This is a genomic window from Sporanaerobacter sp. PP17-6a, from assembly GCF_900095615.1.
Classification (GTDB): domain Bacteria; phylum Bacillota; class Clostridia; order Tissierellales; family Acidilutibacteraceae; genus Acidilutibacter; species Acidilutibacter cellobiosedens.
In genome coordinates, this window is record NZ_FMIF01000015.1 from 101276 (window position 1) to 116824 (window position 15549).

The window sequence follows — 15549 nt, forward strand, 5'->3', positions numbered from 1 at the left end:
AAGATTATTTCTTTAAATCTTTATCAATAACTTTAATTATATCATATATATTATCATATAAATTTATATAATTTATTTTAGGGCGTTTTATCAACACCACATTTACTCCTGTTTCTATAGCTCCTTTAATCTTTTCTTCGGTTCCTCCCTCATCTCCGCTGTCCTTAGTTACCATATATTTTATATTATAATTATTATACATGGCCTTATTGAATTCCTCTGTAAAAGGTCCTTGGGCCGCTATTATCTGCTTTGGAAGAAGCCTCAGGTCCTCACATTTTTTTATCACAGAATAGGTAGGCAAAACTCTCGCATACAGTCTGTCAATCTCTAAAGATGAAGTAAAAAGCTGAAGGTTATTGCTGCCGACAGTCAAAAGTATATTTCCTTTAGTTCCCTTTAAGTATGATATAGCTTTATCATAATCGGGAAAACAAGATACTCCATCTGTCTTATCATAGGAGTTTCCCTTTCTTTCATATCTTAAATATTTTATTCCCATAGATTTACATGCTGCCATGGCATTGACCGAAACCTTTTCGGCATAGGGATGAGTAGCATCTACTATACATTCTATTTTTCTTTTCCGTATCAACTTTTCCATATCCCCTTGTTCCATTTTTTCGGATATTACTTCCGCATTACAATCGGATTCTATTAGTATTCCTCCATACTTCGTAGCTGTAGAAGCTATAACGTCATATCCTCTTTGAAACAACAATTCTATTATCTTTCTTCCGTCAGATGTCCCTGACAATACCAATATCATATTGCATACCCTCTCGGTGTTATCATTTTGCCTTTTGCCATATAGGTATGTGAATTTCCGACAATAATCGTGGTAAACATATCTATATCATATTTAAGCATATCTTCAAGTGTAGTTATAACACATGATTCTCCCTTTCTTTTAGCGTTCCTGACTATCCCCACTAATGTATCATTTTTTTTATATTTAAGAAGTATTTCTCTTGCTTTTTCTATTTCCTTTTGTCTTCCCTTGCTCTTAGGATTATACAAACATACTACAAAATCCCCTTCTCCTGCACAGTGAAGCCTTTTTTCAATTAAACTCCAATCCGTAAGTAAATCACTCAAACTTATCGTAACATAGTCGTGCATAATAGGCGCTCCCAGAGAAGCCGCCGCTGCATTTGCAGCAGTAATCCCCGGTACTACTTCTACCTCTACGGAGCTTTTGCTTTTAAAAACTATTTCCAAAATTATTCCCGCCATTCCGTAAACACCGGCATCCCCACTGCTTATCAATGATACGGTATTCCCTTCTTCCGCATATTTTAAGGCTTCTTCACATCTTTCTTTCTCTTTTTTCATGCCCGTCGAAGCTACTTCTTTATCTCTTATTATATCTTCTATCAAGTCCACATAAGTTTTATATCCAACTATTACATCCGATTTTTCAATAGCATTTCTGGCTTCAAAGGTCATATGTTCAATATTGCCGGGACCTATTCCGACTACAAATATTTTTCCTGTCTTGTCCACCTATATTTCCTCCCATACAGATAAGGTTATTCCATTATAAGATTTTTTGGTCATAAGAAAATGTCCTCCCGAAGCGGTAAGCATTGCACAGGGTTCACAGACCCCGCCAACCCCTATAGTCTTTTTCACAAACTCGGAACAGCTAAAATTCTTTTCCACAGTTTTTATTTCTTCTCTGGAAACTATTTTAACTTCAGCATCATAATATCGGGCAGCTTCAAATATTCCTGCTTCATTTTTCTTAAGATCCACCGTTGCAAAATGCTTTATACTTCTTACGTCAATGTTTAAAGAATTCAATGCTTCTGCTACAGCCGATATTATAGCTTCCTTAGGAATTCCCCTTTTACAACCTATTCCTATGATTATATTTTTAGGTATAAGCTGTACTTCATTGGAAGAGGAGATGTCCAAAACTTTGTTTGTTATGTATATCATTCCCTTTCCCTTCGCAGATTCCACTATATTATCCGGAAGTTTTATATCTATTCTTATATCTGACTTTATCCCTACCAATTCATCATTTACTATAAGGGCAGTAACATCTTTGGCATTTAACATGTCGGATACCCGACAGTTTAATTTCTCCGCCAAAGTATCAACGGCTATCAATCCTCTGACATCGGAAGAAGTGGTTATCACGGCCTGCCCTCCTACTCTGTCTGCCAATAAACATGCCGCGTCATTAGCTCCTCCCAAATGGCCCGAAATTAAACTTATTACAAACTGTCCCTTCTCATCCATAACTATTATGCCGGGGTCCGTAGTTTTGCTTACCAAATACTTAGCTATACTCCTCACCACTATTCCCGCAGCCATGATAAACAGTATAATATCGTATTCATAAAATATGCTGCCCACGAATTCGCTCAATTTTTTATCTATAGTCAAAGTTTCCTTATCAGACCATTTTTTTAGGGTATATATATCTATCCTAATATTATCCAACGATTTTTTTACTCTCTTGGCCTGACGGGTACCTCCTTTTGTCAGAGTAACTATTGCCCAGTTCATTTTGCTCTCCTATACCCGTGACTAAAATTGCTGTCATACAGCTTGGACAGTTCATACTCATCCCCAAGAAAATCTCCTACAAGGATCTGTGCAGTTTTAGTTATTCCTTCTTTTTTAACCTTTTCCGCTATATTGCTGAGGTTGCCGATTATTATTTTTTCATCTTCCCAGCTGACCCTTTGTATTACCGCAACGGGTGTAGTTTCCTTATAGTGGCTTTTGAGCCTCTCTGCTACCTGATCTATCATCTGGACTGAAAGAAATATAGCCATAGATGCATTATGAGATGCTAAACTTTCCAAACTTTCTTTTTCAGGGACTTCTGTCCTTCCGCCTAATCTGGTACAAATTATCGTCTGCGAAACGCCGGGGAGAGTAAATTCCTTTTCAATAGCAGCAGCAGAAGCTACAAAAGAGCTGACTCCCGGAACTACTTCACTGTCTATTCCCAATTTTTCCAAGGCGTCTATTTGTTCTCTTATGGCCCCGTATATACTTGGATCTCCACTGTGAATTCTGACGACCTTTTTCCCTTTAGTAAAATTTTCTTTTATCACGGATATTACTTCCTCCAATGTCATATAAGCGCTGTTATATACTAAACTTTCCTGTTTCCTATCCCTTAATATCTTTTCGTTTACCAAGGAACCGGCATATATTATTACATCCGATTCATCTATTAATCTTTTTCCTTTTATAGTTATCATCTCCGGATCCCCCGGTCCTGCCCCTATAAAATATACCTTGTTCATATTAATCCCTCTTTTTTTATTATAACTATTGACATATAAGGTACTTTCTCCAACTGCAAATCCTTTATATCATAGGAAATATACTCTTCCTTTGTACCGCATTTTGATATCAGCGCAAAATTTTTCTCTAAACCCATTTCTATCAGTTTTTGGGCTAAAATTTTGCTGTCGGAAGATGGTTTCATAATTACTATATTATCACAAAAATTTAATATCCCATCTATATTTTCAACATTGCCTTCTAAGGGAATTACAGCGAAAGTTTCCTTTCCCTTTGCCAAGGGATTGCTTATCCTCGCTGCCGAGGCACAAAAAGAAGTTATTCCCGGAATAGTTTCCACTTCGTTACCTAATTCCTTTATCAGCGGAACTAAATACATATATGTACTGTATACTGTAGGGTCCCCTATGGTTAAAAATCCGACATTCTTCCCCGAAAGAAGAATCTCATTTATTATATTTGCATTTTCTCCCCATTTTTCTTTAAGTTTTTCCTTATCGTAAACCATTGGAAAGGACAGATTTATTACTTCCGCATCTTCTTTTAAATATGCTTTGGCTATATCAAAAGCTATGCTTTTTTTATCTCCTCTGCTTTGAGGGCAAACAACCTTATCCAATCTTTTAAGCACTTCAACAGCTTTTAGTGTAACCAATTCCGGATCTCCGGGGCCTAATCCTATTCCATAAAGTTTTCCTCTCATAATTATCACCTTTTATCTGCATATATAATATATATTGGATTCCGCGACTCCATCATAGTTAAATTACCTACATTCTTTCCTTTGGACACTGACAAATTTATTACTTCTATATTATCAAAACTCCCCGACTTCATAAGCTCTAAGGATTTATACAAATTTTCTATTGTAATCATGTTGGCCGCTATCCTGCCTCCTGATTTCAGGTTGTTTTCCACCCACTCAAATATACCTTTTATATTTCCGCCTGTCCCTCCCAATATTACTCTGTCTACTTTTCCTATTTCGGACAGGGCTTCCGGGGCTTCCCCCTCTATTGTAAAAATATTTTTTACCTGAAAAAGGCTTGCATTTTCCTTAATTAATTGTATACCTTCCCTTTTTCTCTCCACCGCATATACTGTTCCTTCATTTGCTATCAGAGCGGCTTCTATGGATATAGAGCCTGTCCCTGCTCCTATATCAACTATTTTGTTATCCTTATTTAACCTCAATTTACTTATGGTAATCGTCCTTACTTCTTCCTTAGTCATAGGCACATTCCCGCGCTTAAATAAACAATCGGGTATTCCTGCCGTCCTATAGTTCCATCTACTCATTGCTGATTATCACCACACAAATATCGTATTTCCTTTTAGCAGTAAATTGTTCAATGCTCCCTCTTGTTATTCTTTCATTTTCATAGGATAAATTTTCTCCCACATACATTATTTTATCACTGATTTTGCTATTCAATAATGTTTGAGCAATTTTATCGGGAGTCCATTTATTATCCGTAAGAATAGCAACTTTATTATATTCTTTAACCTCTTTCGAGAAATCATTTTCCCTGCCGTGCAAACTTGTAAAATATCCGTCTTCCCAACTTTGGCCTATTCTTGCAAACATATACTGAACAGAGCTTAATCCTGCTGTTACATCTAACTCATCAGCAGAAAAATATTTTTTTAAATATCTGAGCATGCTGTAAAAACCCGTATCTCCCGAAACCGCTATGGCTATCTTTTTAATTCTTCTATTCTTTTTTATAAATTCTATCATCTGAGACAAATTATTACCTATAGCAAAAATTTCTTTTTTCTCGGCATCTATGCTTTCAAGATTTCTTCTTCCGGCAATTATTATATCCGACTGATTTATAATCTTCAAAGCTCTGGGCAGTATGTAATCGGGATGACCCGGCCCCAATCCGACTACGGATATCTTATTCATATTTTAAATTCCTCCAACATTTTTAATCCCTTGTCACATACACCAAGCATACCATGGTTTAAGGAAAATATCAATGTACCGAATTTAATCCGACCATAAGATCTTTCCTCACACTTTTTGCTTATTTTCTGTGCTATAAAATCAAACACCTTATCCATATTATCTGCCGAAATATAGTCCACAGCTTCCTCCGTAGTATTGCTTTCCATTATCTTCTTCACTAACTCTTGAGATGCTCCTAAGAGTGCACAGTTTGCCGCCAAAGTTTCCAGCCTTCCGTCTGCTATCTTGCTGTGAGTATTAAATATCCCTGCTGCCACCTTTACAAGTTTTCCTATATGACCTATAAAAAGAACTTCCTCCATATTATATTCGACAGCCTTATCTATCATAAAGCCTACATAATTGCTGATCTTAACTATTAATTTTTCATCTAAACCATAATCTATCCCAAAATCCCTGCCGTAATTTCCTGGTGAAAATATTATCCTTTTAACCCCTTGTTCTTTCAGCATAGACAGTTCCAGCTCCAAAGAACTTTTAAGAGCCTCTTCAGACATAGGTTCAACTATTCCCGATGTGCCTATTATCGATATTCCTCCTTCAATTCCCAGTTTCCCGTTAAAAGTTTTTTTTGCTGCTTCAACGCCTTCAGGAGCATATATCTTGACATCTACACCTTCCTTATCGGGAATAACTTTCCTTACTTCCTTTGTTATCATTTCTCTCGGCACCGGATTTATTGCATATTCTCCCACCGGAACCGATAGTCCCGGTTTAGTTACAACACCTATACCTATGCCTCCCGTTATATTTATTTTCCCCTCGGAGTTCTTAGCAATTCGGGCATATATTTTCAATCCGTTGGTGATATCCGGATCGTCTCCCCCATCCTTTACTATACAACAAACTGCCTTATCAGAATCAAAGGACGGTTCTTCCACTTTCAGATTAAGTTTCCATCCTTTCGGAGTATCTATCTCTATATTATCTACCGTTCTTTGAAAAAAGAGCATTTTAGCGGCAGCTTTAGCAGCTCCGGCAGCACAGGAGCCTGTAGTATAACCATATCGTAATTTTTTGCCGTCTTTTATTATATACTTTTCTAACATAATATCTCCTATATCATATATAAAAAGGCATTAATTATAGCTGCAGCAACTGTACTTCCGCCCTTTCTGCCTCTCGATATTATATATGGTATACCCGTATCCCTTATAGATTCTTTAGATTGTGCCGCACTGACAAATCCCACAGGCACTCCGATTATTAAATCCGGTTTTACCTTTTTTTCTTCGATGAGCCTCTCTAAAGTAAGTAAGGCTGTAGGTGCATTTCCTATTGCGTATACCCTTATGTCTTTATCCAAAGCTGCTTTTTCCAAAGCTATTATAGATCTTGTAACACCAGTTTCTAAAGCCTTTTTTACCACATCTTCGTCATGAACAAAATTTACAATGCTTATTCCAAACTGAGAAAGTTTATTCTTATTTACTCCTCCTATGATCATTTGAGTGTCCGCATATATTTTACATCCTTCTTTTAATACTTTCTTCCCTGTCTCAATAGCTTTCGGATGAAATTCAAGCAAATCGGCATATTCAAAATCAGCCGTCGTATGAATTACCCTTTTGACTATTTTCCCCATGCTTTCTTCAAATGTTTTATCTCCCAACTCTTTTGTTATTATTTCAAAGCTTTTGCGCTCTATTTCTTTGGGATCTTTTATATATTCTTTCAACATATCTTTTCCCTCCAACTAAATCAATTTTCTATTCCCTTTCTGGCAGGTACTCCTTTTTTGTAATAATGCTTTATCTCTTTCATCTCCGTAACCAAATCCGCAAACTCTATAAGCTTTTCATCTGCATACCTGCCGGTTACTATAACCTCAACGTGAGGCGCTTTGTCTTTGATAACTTCAATTGCTTCGTCAATTGTAAACAGATTATAATATACAGCTATATTGAGTTCATCCAATACAACTATATCATATAAACCTCCGGATAAAATTTTTCTGCAGGTTTCCAATCCTTCTTTAGCCAATCTTATATCCTCTTCCGTAGGTTTATTAAATATAAAACAATTTCGCCCGAACTGATGTATTTCAAAATTGGGAAGGAATTTTTGACTTTCAAGCTCGCTGTATTTCATTCCCTTTATAAACTGCCCGAAATATACCTTCTTCCCGGCACATACAGCCCTAAGGGACAGGCCTAAAGCCGCAGTGGTTTTTCCCTTACCGTTACCGGTATATACATGAACATAACCTTTTTCCATTTATCTCCCTCCGCCTAAATTATTTTTCAACTTCAAACATCTGTTTAAAAACTCCTTGAGGAAATCCAAGTTACTATAAAAATGAATGTGAGGATACCCTGCTATTACGTTATTTTTCATTAACCCGCCTTTCCAACAGTCTGTAAAATCTTCTCTATGTTTAGTTATATTATAGTAATAATCCAATTTCTCACTTTCTTTTACATATGATCTGTGGAATTCATGGCCTCTTATTTTGATCCCACTTTTAGTTTCAATATCAACATATCCGAAATGATTCAATTTATCAGTCATTACAGATTCGGCGTTAAAAAATCCGACCATATCATGATATTTGCCTTGTAAATCCACTATTCCTTTAGTAAGGTACATCAACCCTCCGCATTCTGCATAGGCAGGAAGCCCCTTATCAAGAAACGATTTTATATTTTCTCTCATAGAAACATTTTCCTCCAGTTCCTTTCCGAATACCTCAGGAAAACCGCCTCCTATATAAAGTCCGTCTATCTTATCCGGTACTTTGGAATCTGATATAGGACTAAAAGGTAAGAGTTTAACTCCCGTCTCTTCCATCAACTGTAAGTTGTGACGGTAATAAAAACTAAAGGCTTTATCCATAGCAACTCCTATTTTAAGGCCTTTATATTCAGACATCACACTTTCGGCAGGATTATTTACGGGTTTAAGGTCCTCTGCATTTGCTATATCTTCTAAGGCATCTAAATCAACATAATTCCCTGTAAATTCTGCCAGTCTATCTACTTTTTTGTTTAATTCTTCTGCTTCCTGAGCAGGGATTAGGCCTAAATACCTGCTTTTCAAGGATATGTCTTCCTTCTTCGGAAGATATCCCAAGCATTTTATTTTCAGCTCTCTTTCAACAATTGACTTCAACATGTCATAATGCTTTTGACCTGAAACCTGATTAAAAATCACTCCCTTAATCTCTACATCTCTATCATACATCATATAACCCATTATAAGGGCTGCTACACTTGAAGACATTGCCTTAGCTTCAACTACCAGCACTACCGGCGCCTTAATAATTTTAGCCACATGGGCAGTACTCCCATTATCCTTTTCCGTTCCAAACCCGTCGTACATTCCCATTACGCCTTCAATAATACTTATATCAGTTCCGCATGTACTTTTGTTGAACAGATACCTTATAGTGTCACTGTCTAAAAGATAACTATCTAAATTATACGAAAAATTTCCCGTAACAAATTGATGAAAGCCGGGATCTATATAATCAGGTCCCACCTTAAAAGGCGAAACTTTTTTCCCTCTTTTCGTAAAAGCTGCCATTATTCCCAAGCTTACCGTGGTCTTCCCGCAACCGCTGTGAGTACCGGCTATAACTACTCTTCTCATCTAATTATCCACCTCATTATATATGTGGACAAAATGCCTATACCCTTGTCCACAGTAAATTAACTTTAATCTCATGTTTATATTTAATCCCAGATTAATTTAAATGTACAGGTCCATTAATATTTCATCATAGAAAACTCCATTTATATTAAAGTAATCTTTATGTAAACCTACTTGCTGAAATCCAAATTTTTCATATAACTTTATGGCATTTTTGTTGTCCGCCCTGACTCCGAGACTTATATTTCTCATTCCCTTTTCCTTTGCAAATTTTATTAATTCCTCCATCATTATACTTCCTATACCGTTTTTCCAATAATCCTTCCTTACTGAAATGCCTATTTCACTGTTATGAACAAACCTTTTCTTCTTTAAGCCAACAATATTGGCCATGCTCACAATGGTATTATCTACAATCCCCAATATCGTAAAGGAATTTTGATTGTTCTTTAAATTTCTTATATACTCTTCTTCCTGTTCAACGTTAAGATGAAATTCATTCTTGCCAAAGGTTAAATTGTCGCTTTCTCCTCCTACCGTGTTACAGTATTCCACCATTTTCTCTGCATCTTCAACTTTAGGTATTCTTACTGTTAACTTTTTTCCGTCCTTTAATTTTTCTCCTTTTAAAATACAATTGGATAAATCAATATTCATAAATAATCCTCCTTTGATATGCAAGGAAAGGAAATGGAATTGGTATAAAAATATATGGAAGTTTATTAGGAATTAAGAATATTATAACTCGAAAAGCAGAAAAAATAAATATCACTCTTACCCGAAGAAAAATAATTAATAAAAGTTTACACTTCCAATATGTCTAAAGCTTTAGACACAATATTTTTCTCTGTTAACCCGTGTTTTTCTATAATTCATCAGGATTTCCGGATTCTCCGAATGCATCTCTTGGTGCTTTTAAATTAGTCATTATTAGATGAAGAACAATTATGATGAACTTTTTCTCAATTCTCTCTACAACTTTCCTGGATATTTTATATTCCTCTGTATTCTGAATATATTCATAATTTATATTGAAAATGTATATTTCCCCCTTTAACTGCATTCTTTTTATCATTATTGAGATATGTATCATTAAACCGGTATATGCCTTGCCACTAACTTTTCTGTTTAAATTATTTTCTGTATAATTTTTTAGTCTGATTTTTATGATAATAAGCATTACCTGTACAAACTAATGTACATATACCAGTACCAATTAAAACGATTAAATAGTTAATTGATAAAAAAATAAATAGAGAGCACTGAAAAAATATTTTTTCAGTGCTCTCTATTTATCCCTTACATATAAAGTTTTGATTCCAGTTCTGCATTTTTATGTATTCATCATAATTATGCAGCAGCTTGACTTTTAATCTTTTTCACAAAATGTCTGTAATAAAATATAAATAAAACAGATGTCACAACCCAACTAAGAGGATAACTAAAAACAACGGTCTTAATATCCGGCTTGATCGGAACTGCACAAAATATCCAAACAATCCTCAGCCCACAAACTCCAAGACAAGTAATGAGCATCGGAACTAATGAATTCCCCATTCCACGCAAGGCACCGGACAATATTTCTATAAATACAAATGTAAAATAAGTCGGCACCAAAAATCTTAAAATTTCCATCCCCTTTTCAATGACTGCCGTATCTGCCGTAAACATCAAATATATATATTGCCCGGCAAAATACAGCACCATACTTAAAATAACGGCTGAAAGCATACACATACTCAAACATTGGCGGACTCCTTTTTTAACACGGTCCATCTTTTCAGCCCCGTAGTTCTGTCCCACAAAGGTTGTTATTGATACTCCAAATGCACCCATCATCATCCAAAATAATCCGTCAATTTTACTGAATGCCGTCCATGCAGCCACAGTATCAGTACCAAATGAATTTATGCATACTTGAATAGCCATATTTGCTATACTGTACATAACTGACTGCAATCCTGCCGGTAAACCTATTTTAAAAATTTGATCAAGTTTATCTCCATGTATCTTTATATTGTTAAATTGAATCTGATAGGATTCATCTGTTTTTGACAAGGCCAAAAGTATCAGCACAGCACTTACGCACTGTGACAAAACAGTAGCTATTGCAACACCATGAACTCCCCATCCAAATACTATAACAAACAATAAATCCAGTACTATATTTACAAAGCAGCTTACGATCAAAAAATATAAAGGACGCTTAGAATCTCCCACTGCACGGAGAATTCCGGAACCCATATTATATATCAAGTTTGCTATCATACTCGTAAAATATATTCGTATATAAATTATTGAATATTCAATGACATCGGACGGTGTATTCATAGCCCTTAATGCAATTGGGGATGCTAAAAACCCCACTACCATGATAAAAGCTCCTCCTATTACTGCCATGCCTATAGCGGTATGAACGGCAGTGTTTAAATCTTCATGTTTTTTGGCACCGTAATACTGTGAGATAATGACTGTCGCTCCGGAAGATATCCCAACAAAAAAATTAACCAATAAATTTATAAGTGTGCCGGTTGTTCCCCCAACTGCCGATAATGCTTCTTTACCGACAAATCTTCCCACAACTATAGCATCGACTGTATTATACAGTTGCTGAAAGAAAGTCCCGAATAAAATCGGAAAAAAGAAAATCAGTATTTGTTGCCAAATTACACCTTCCGCAAGATTATATTTATTTACTGTGTCATGCTTCATCTTATCTGCTCCAAATTTAAATTTCTCACTATTTTCTGATAGTATATCAATTATCCGTTTTTGTCAATATCATTGATATCTCGGCATAAAATCAGTCTTCTTTATATACTCATTGAATTTTGCAATACTTTAAACTCTTCTTTATCTTTTATTTCTTCATAAGGTAAATTATAAATTAACTTTCCGCTTTTCATAAATAAAATCCTGTCAAATTTATTTAAATTTTCACCTATGTCATGGGTTATCATTACAACGGTTTTGTGTAAAGATAAAATTTTATCAAGCAAAGCCTCTTTTTTACTTTCATCAATTGCCGATAAGGGCTCATCTAATAAGATAATCGGGGTGTTTGTATTAATTAATCTGCATAATCCCATTATCTTCTTTTCTCCCCCGCTTAAAACTTTACAATTATTACTTTCCTTTAATTTTTCTGCATCTTCAATAAATATGTTATCATCTTTATTTTCATAGCTGTCAAAAACAGTAATATTATCATTAAAACTTTGTGAAAATATATATTCGTCTTGATTCATAATTCCGATTAAATAGCTTGTCTCAATTTTGTTTATATCTTTACCATCAACTTTAATTTGCCCCGAATATTCTTTAATATATGAAGATAAGATATTAAACAATGTACTTTTCCCTGAACCGTTTAAACCGATTAGTGCATATTTTTTATTTTTTTCTAAATCTAAATTTATATTTTGTAAGCTAAACTTTTCATAGTTTTTATTTAGATTATTAATACTAATTTCTTTAAAAGAATCTATGGCAACTTTTTCATCTTTTTCATTATCAGCTTTAACAAAATTCAAAAATGAATTAAGCAACCCTTTTGAAGAATTAACCATGTTTATATAATAAAGTATTTCATGTACCGGTTCCATCAAACTTTGAGAGTATTGAAAAGTGGCTATCGCAAAATCTACCTCAATATTGCCTTTATATGTTAAATAAGCTAAATATAAAAATATAATATAATTTAAACTTTCTGACCCTAAGCCGTTTAAAGCCCACATTAAACCATTAGCTTTTCCGTACTTATACCTTTCGTCCAAAACTCTTTTCAAGTTTTCATCGTGATTCTCTTTAATCCTATTTATAGTTCTAAAGTTAATAACCTTAAATCCATTAAATAATTCTTCAATCCTGGAATAATAGTGATTTTGACAGTCCAAATAATTTTCCCGTCTTTTAGCCGTTTCAGCTCCTAAAGATTTTGGAAACATTACGCCGAGAAACGATGCAACGATTAAAATTAAGCTTACTTTAATATCCAATAATATAGTTATAACTATAAAATATGTAATTATCCTGATTGTTTGAGTAATAATTCCCATTAACGGCGCTAAATAATCGTTTCCTATTTTTGTAATATCATTAGCTTGAAAAGATATATATTCTCCGACCTTTTTCTTTGAAAAATCTTCATAATTTAAACTAATAACTTTATTGAAATAATCCTCTTTTAAAACCTTGTCAAACTCTACTTTATATCTGGTTTGAGTTATATTACAAAAATAAGCTGCAATAACATACGCACTAAGATATACGGTATACCCAATTATTGATTTTTGGTATTCACCTTCAAAAAGAATTTTTGTATAATATGGAATTAACGAATAAAAGAAATATGATAAAAATGTTAAAATTGTAAATATTGCTAATTCCTTTCGTATTTTTTTCAAATAATTTTTCATATTACCTCCTATAATCTGCTGCTCTTAAACAACCTTTGGCACAATTTAAAACATTCCCGGATTCCATATGGGAAACCCCTTGAACAAAGATGGGATATTATATGGTATGTCAATATTATTGACATACCATATAATATCTATTAACAAGGGGCAGGTGGAACCACTAAAAATTAGCCTTTTTCAATGGTTTCACCTGCCCCTTTATCAAAACATTCATATCATGTAGCTCTTATTTTGTATAATAATACATAAATAAGAGCTATATTATATTTATGAGGGTATGCTATTAATAATAGAGTACGAAGTTTTATACTAAATAGCACGCAACATAGTGATCTCTTCCTACCTCTTTTAATTCAGGCGCCTTTTCTCTACAAATATCTTTTACATACCTGCATCTGCTTGCAAATTTGCAACCCGGCTTAGTATTTATCGGACTTGGAACTTCTCCTTCCAATTTAATTCTCTTCCTCTTTTCTTCAATGCCCGGATCCGGTATGTTTATGGCTGATATTAAAGCCTGAGTATAGGGATGTAAAGGTTTCTTGTATAAATTTGTATTTTCCGATATTTCAACTATAGACCCTAAGTACATAACGCCTACTCTATCCGAAATATGTTTTACCATGGCTAAATCATGTGATATAAACAAGTATGTTAATCCTAAATTCTCCTGTAAGTGTATAAGCAAGTTTACTATTTGAGCTTGAATGGAAACATCCAACGCCGAAATAGGCTCATCACATACAATAAATTCCGGTTCTACCGCAAGAGCACGGGCTATCCCTATTCTTTGTTTTTGTCCCCCCGAAAGTTCGTGGGGATACCTCAAGGCATGCTCGTTGTTTAATCCTACTAATCCCAATAGTTCATGTATTTTTTCGGTACGCTCTTTTTCACTATAGGATTGATGGACATCCATTCCTTCCCCTATAATATCTCCTATTGTCATTCTTGGATCCAATGAAGCATAGGGGTCCTGAAATATAATTTGCGCCCTTTTCTTAAATTTTAATTTTTCATCCTTCTTTAGTTGGTGGACATTTTCACCATCGTATATTACGGAACCTGCGGTAATATTATACAATCCTATAATGCTTCTGCCGCAGGTGGTCTTCCCGCATCCCGATTCCCCTACTAAACCTAAGGTTTCTCCCCTCTTTATGGAAAAGCTGACATCATCAACCGCTTTTAATACCGATTTCTTGCCAACATTAAAATATTTTTTTAAATTGCTGACTTGGATTAATTCTTCATGCATATTAACCATTATTGAGCCCTCCTTAAAAGATCCGGTTTCTCAATCCTTGGCGCGGAAGGATGCTTCAACCAGCATGTTACACTGTGGTTTTCACTTATCTCGGTTTTCGGAGGCATTTTCTCTCTGCATATCCCCATGCAATATCTGCATCGGGAAGCAAAAGGACAGCCTTCCAACGGTAACAATAAATCAGGCGGAGTCCCTCCCAGTGAATACAACTCCTTTTTACTCTCTATATCCAATCTCGGAACCGAACTCAAAAGAGCCCATGTATAAGGGTGTTCTCCTTCATAAAAAATTTCCTCCGTCGTACCTTCCTCAATTATTTGTCCCGCATAGATAACATTTATTCTGTCGGCAAAGTTTGCTACAACACCTAAATCGTGAGTTACCAAGATTATGGCTGTATTCATGGTACTCTGAAGATTTTTTAATAATTCCAAAATCTGAGCCTGTATCGTTACATCAAGGGCAGTGGTAGGCTCGTCTGCTATAAGTATCTTCGGATTGCATGCAAGGGCCATGGCTATCATTACCCTCTGCCTCATTCCTCCCGAAAATTCATGAGGGTAATTATTGATTCTTTCCTTAGGCTCAGGTATATTAACCGTCGCCAACATTTTAGCGGCTCTATCCAAAGATTCCTTTTTATTAAGTTTGTTATGAATTTTTAAACTTTCCGCTATCTGATCCCCGATTTTCATAGTAGGATTCAAGGATGTCATGGGATCCTGAAATATCATACTAATCTCTGCCCCTCTCAGCTTTTTCAATCTTTCTTTAGACATATTCAGTACTTCTTCTCCGTCATATTTAACGGACGACCCCTTCTTTATCTCTCCCGGAGGTTCCGGATTCAATCTCATCAATGCCTTTGCAGTTACGGTTTTTCCGCATCCCGATTCCCCGACGAGAGCTAAGGTTTCTCCTTTATCCAAGGAAAAATTTATCCCTCGAACAGCTTTTACTTCCCCCGCATAAGTATGAAACGAAACGCTTAAATTATTTACTTCCAATATTCTTTCCATCTT

17 protein-coding genes are annotated in these 15549 nt (G+C 35.1%); all 17 read right to left on the reverse strand.

All coding sequences use genetic code 11. The features are described 5' to 3' along the window. Nucleotides 1-4 precede the first annotated feature (4 nt). Nucleotides 5-769 carry a cobalt-precorrin-6A reductase gene (locus tag PP176A_RS07625; protein WP_071139872.1) on the reverse strand — a complete coding sequence of 255 codons (765 nt, stop codon included), beginning with the start codon at nt 767-769 and terminating at the stop codon, nt 5-7. Beyond that, nucleotides 766-1506, reverse strand: coding sequence for a precorrin-3B C(17)-methyltransferase (gene cobJ / locus PP176A_RS07630; RefSeq protein WP_071139873.1), 741 nt, complete (start codon nt 1504-1506; stop codon nt 766-768). The genes PP176A_RS07625 and cobJ overlap by 4 nt, the downstream gene beginning before the upstream one ends. Continuing rightward, a complete protein-coding gene (cbiG, locus tag PP176A_RS07635; protein ID WP_071139874.1) occupies nt 1507-2520 on the reverse strand; it encodes a cobalt-precorrin 5A hydrolase in 1014 nt (337 codons plus the stop codon). Then, nucleotides 2517-3272 carry a precorrin-4 C(11)-methyltransferase gene (gene cobM, locus PP176A_RS07640; RefSeq protein ID WP_071139875.1) on the reverse strand — a complete coding sequence of 252 codons (756 nt, stop codon included), beginning with the start codon at nt 3270-3272 and terminating at the stop codon, nt 2517-2519. The genes cbiG and cobM overlap by 4 nt, the downstream gene beginning before the upstream one ends. Beyond that, nucleotides 3269-3976, reverse strand: a complete 708-nt coding sequence (gene cobI, locus PP176A_RS07645) for a precorrin-2 C(20)-methyltransferase (RefSeq protein WP_071139876.1) — start codon at nt 3974-3976, stop codon at nt 3269-3271. The genes cobM and cobI overlap by 4 nt, the downstream gene beginning before the upstream one ends. 5 nt (nt 3977-3981) lie before the next feature. Then, nucleotides 3982-4572: a precorrin-6Y C5,15-methyltransferase (decarboxylating) subunit CbiT gene (gene cbiT, locus PP176A_RS07650; RefSeq protein WP_071139877.1), complete on the reverse strand. Its 591-nt coding sequence runs from the start codon at nt 4570-4572 to the stop codon at nt 3982-3984. Continuing rightward, nucleotides 4565-5185, reverse strand: coding sequence for a precorrin-6y C5,15-methyltransferase (decarboxylating) subunit CbiE (gene cbiE / locus PP176A_RS07655; RefSeq protein ID WP_071139878.1), 621 nt, complete (start codon nt 5183-5185; stop codon nt 4565-4567). Before cbiE ends, cbiT begins: the two co-directional genes overlap by 8 nt. Continuing rightward, nucleotides 5182-6297 (reverse strand): cobalt-precorrin-5B (C(1))-methyltransferase CbiD, encoded by a 1116-nt coding sequence (gene cbiD / locus PP176A_RS07660; RefSeq protein WP_071139879.1) that lies wholly within the window; start codon nt 6295-6297, stop codon nt 5182-5184. Before cbiD ends, cbiE begins: the two co-directional genes overlap by 4 nt. Nucleotides 6298-6305: 8 nt before the next feature. Further along, nucleotides 6306-6929, reverse strand: a complete 624-nt coding sequence (locus PP176A_RS07665) for a precorrin-8X methylmutase (RefSeq protein ID WP_071139880.1) — start codon at nt 6927-6929, stop codon at nt 6306-6308. 20 nt (nt 6930-6949) lie between these two features. After that, on the reverse strand, nt 6950-7465 hold the full coding sequence (gene cobO, locus PP176A_RS07670) for a cob(I)yrinic acid a,c-diamide adenosyltransferase (RefSeq protein ID WP_071139881.1): 516 nt from the start codon (nt 7463-7465) through the stop codon (nt 6950-6952). Next, nucleotides 7466-8839 carry a cobyrinate a,c-diamide synthase gene (locus tag PP176A_RS07675; protein ID WP_071139882.1) on the reverse strand — a complete coding sequence of 458 codons (1374 nt, stop codon included), beginning with the start codon at nt 8837-8839 and terminating at the stop codon, nt 7466-7468. A 99-nt stretch (nt 8840-8938) separates the two neighbouring features. Then, nucleotides 8939-9496: a GNAT family N-acetyltransferase gene (locus PP176A_RS07680; RefSeq protein WP_071139883.1), complete on the reverse strand. Its 558-nt coding sequence runs from the start codon at nt 9494-9496 to the stop codon at nt 8939-8941. A 208-nt stretch (nt 9497-9704) separates the two neighbouring features. Next, the gene (locus PP176A_RS07685) at nt 9705-10019 is read right to left on the reverse strand and encodes a PRD domain-containing protein (RefSeq protein WP_071139884.1); all 315 of its coding nucleotides are present in this window, start codon (nt 10017-10019) and stop codon (nt 9705-9707) included. 170 nt (nt 10020-10189) lie between these two features. Next, nucleotides 10190-11551 carry an MATE family efflux transporter gene (locus PP176A_RS07690; RefSeq protein ID WP_071139885.1) on the reverse strand — a complete coding sequence of 454 codons (1362 nt, stop codon included), beginning with the start codon at nt 11549-11551 and terminating at the stop codon, nt 10190-10192. 101 nt (nt 11552-11652) lie between these two features. Continuing rightward, on the reverse strand, nt 11653-13257 hold the full coding sequence (locus tag PP176A_RS07695; protein ID WP_071139886.1) for an ATP-binding cassette domain-containing protein: 1605 nt from the start codon (nt 13255-13257) through the stop codon (nt 11653-11655). 307 nt (nt 13258-13564) lie between these two features. Beyond that, on the reverse strand, nt 13565-14527 hold the full coding sequence (locus tag PP176A_RS07700; protein ID WP_071139887.1) for an ABC transporter ATP-binding protein: 963 nt from the start codon (nt 14525-14527) through the stop codon (nt 13565-13567). After that, nucleotides 14527-15546 (reverse strand): ABC transporter ATP-binding protein, encoded by a 1020-nt coding sequence (locus PP176A_RS07705; RefSeq protein ID WP_071139888.1) that lies wholly within the window; start codon nt 15544-15546, stop codon nt 14527-14529. The genes PP176A_RS07700 and PP176A_RS07705 overlap by 1 nt, the downstream gene beginning before the upstream one ends. Nucleotides 15547-15549 lie beyond the last annotated feature (3 nt).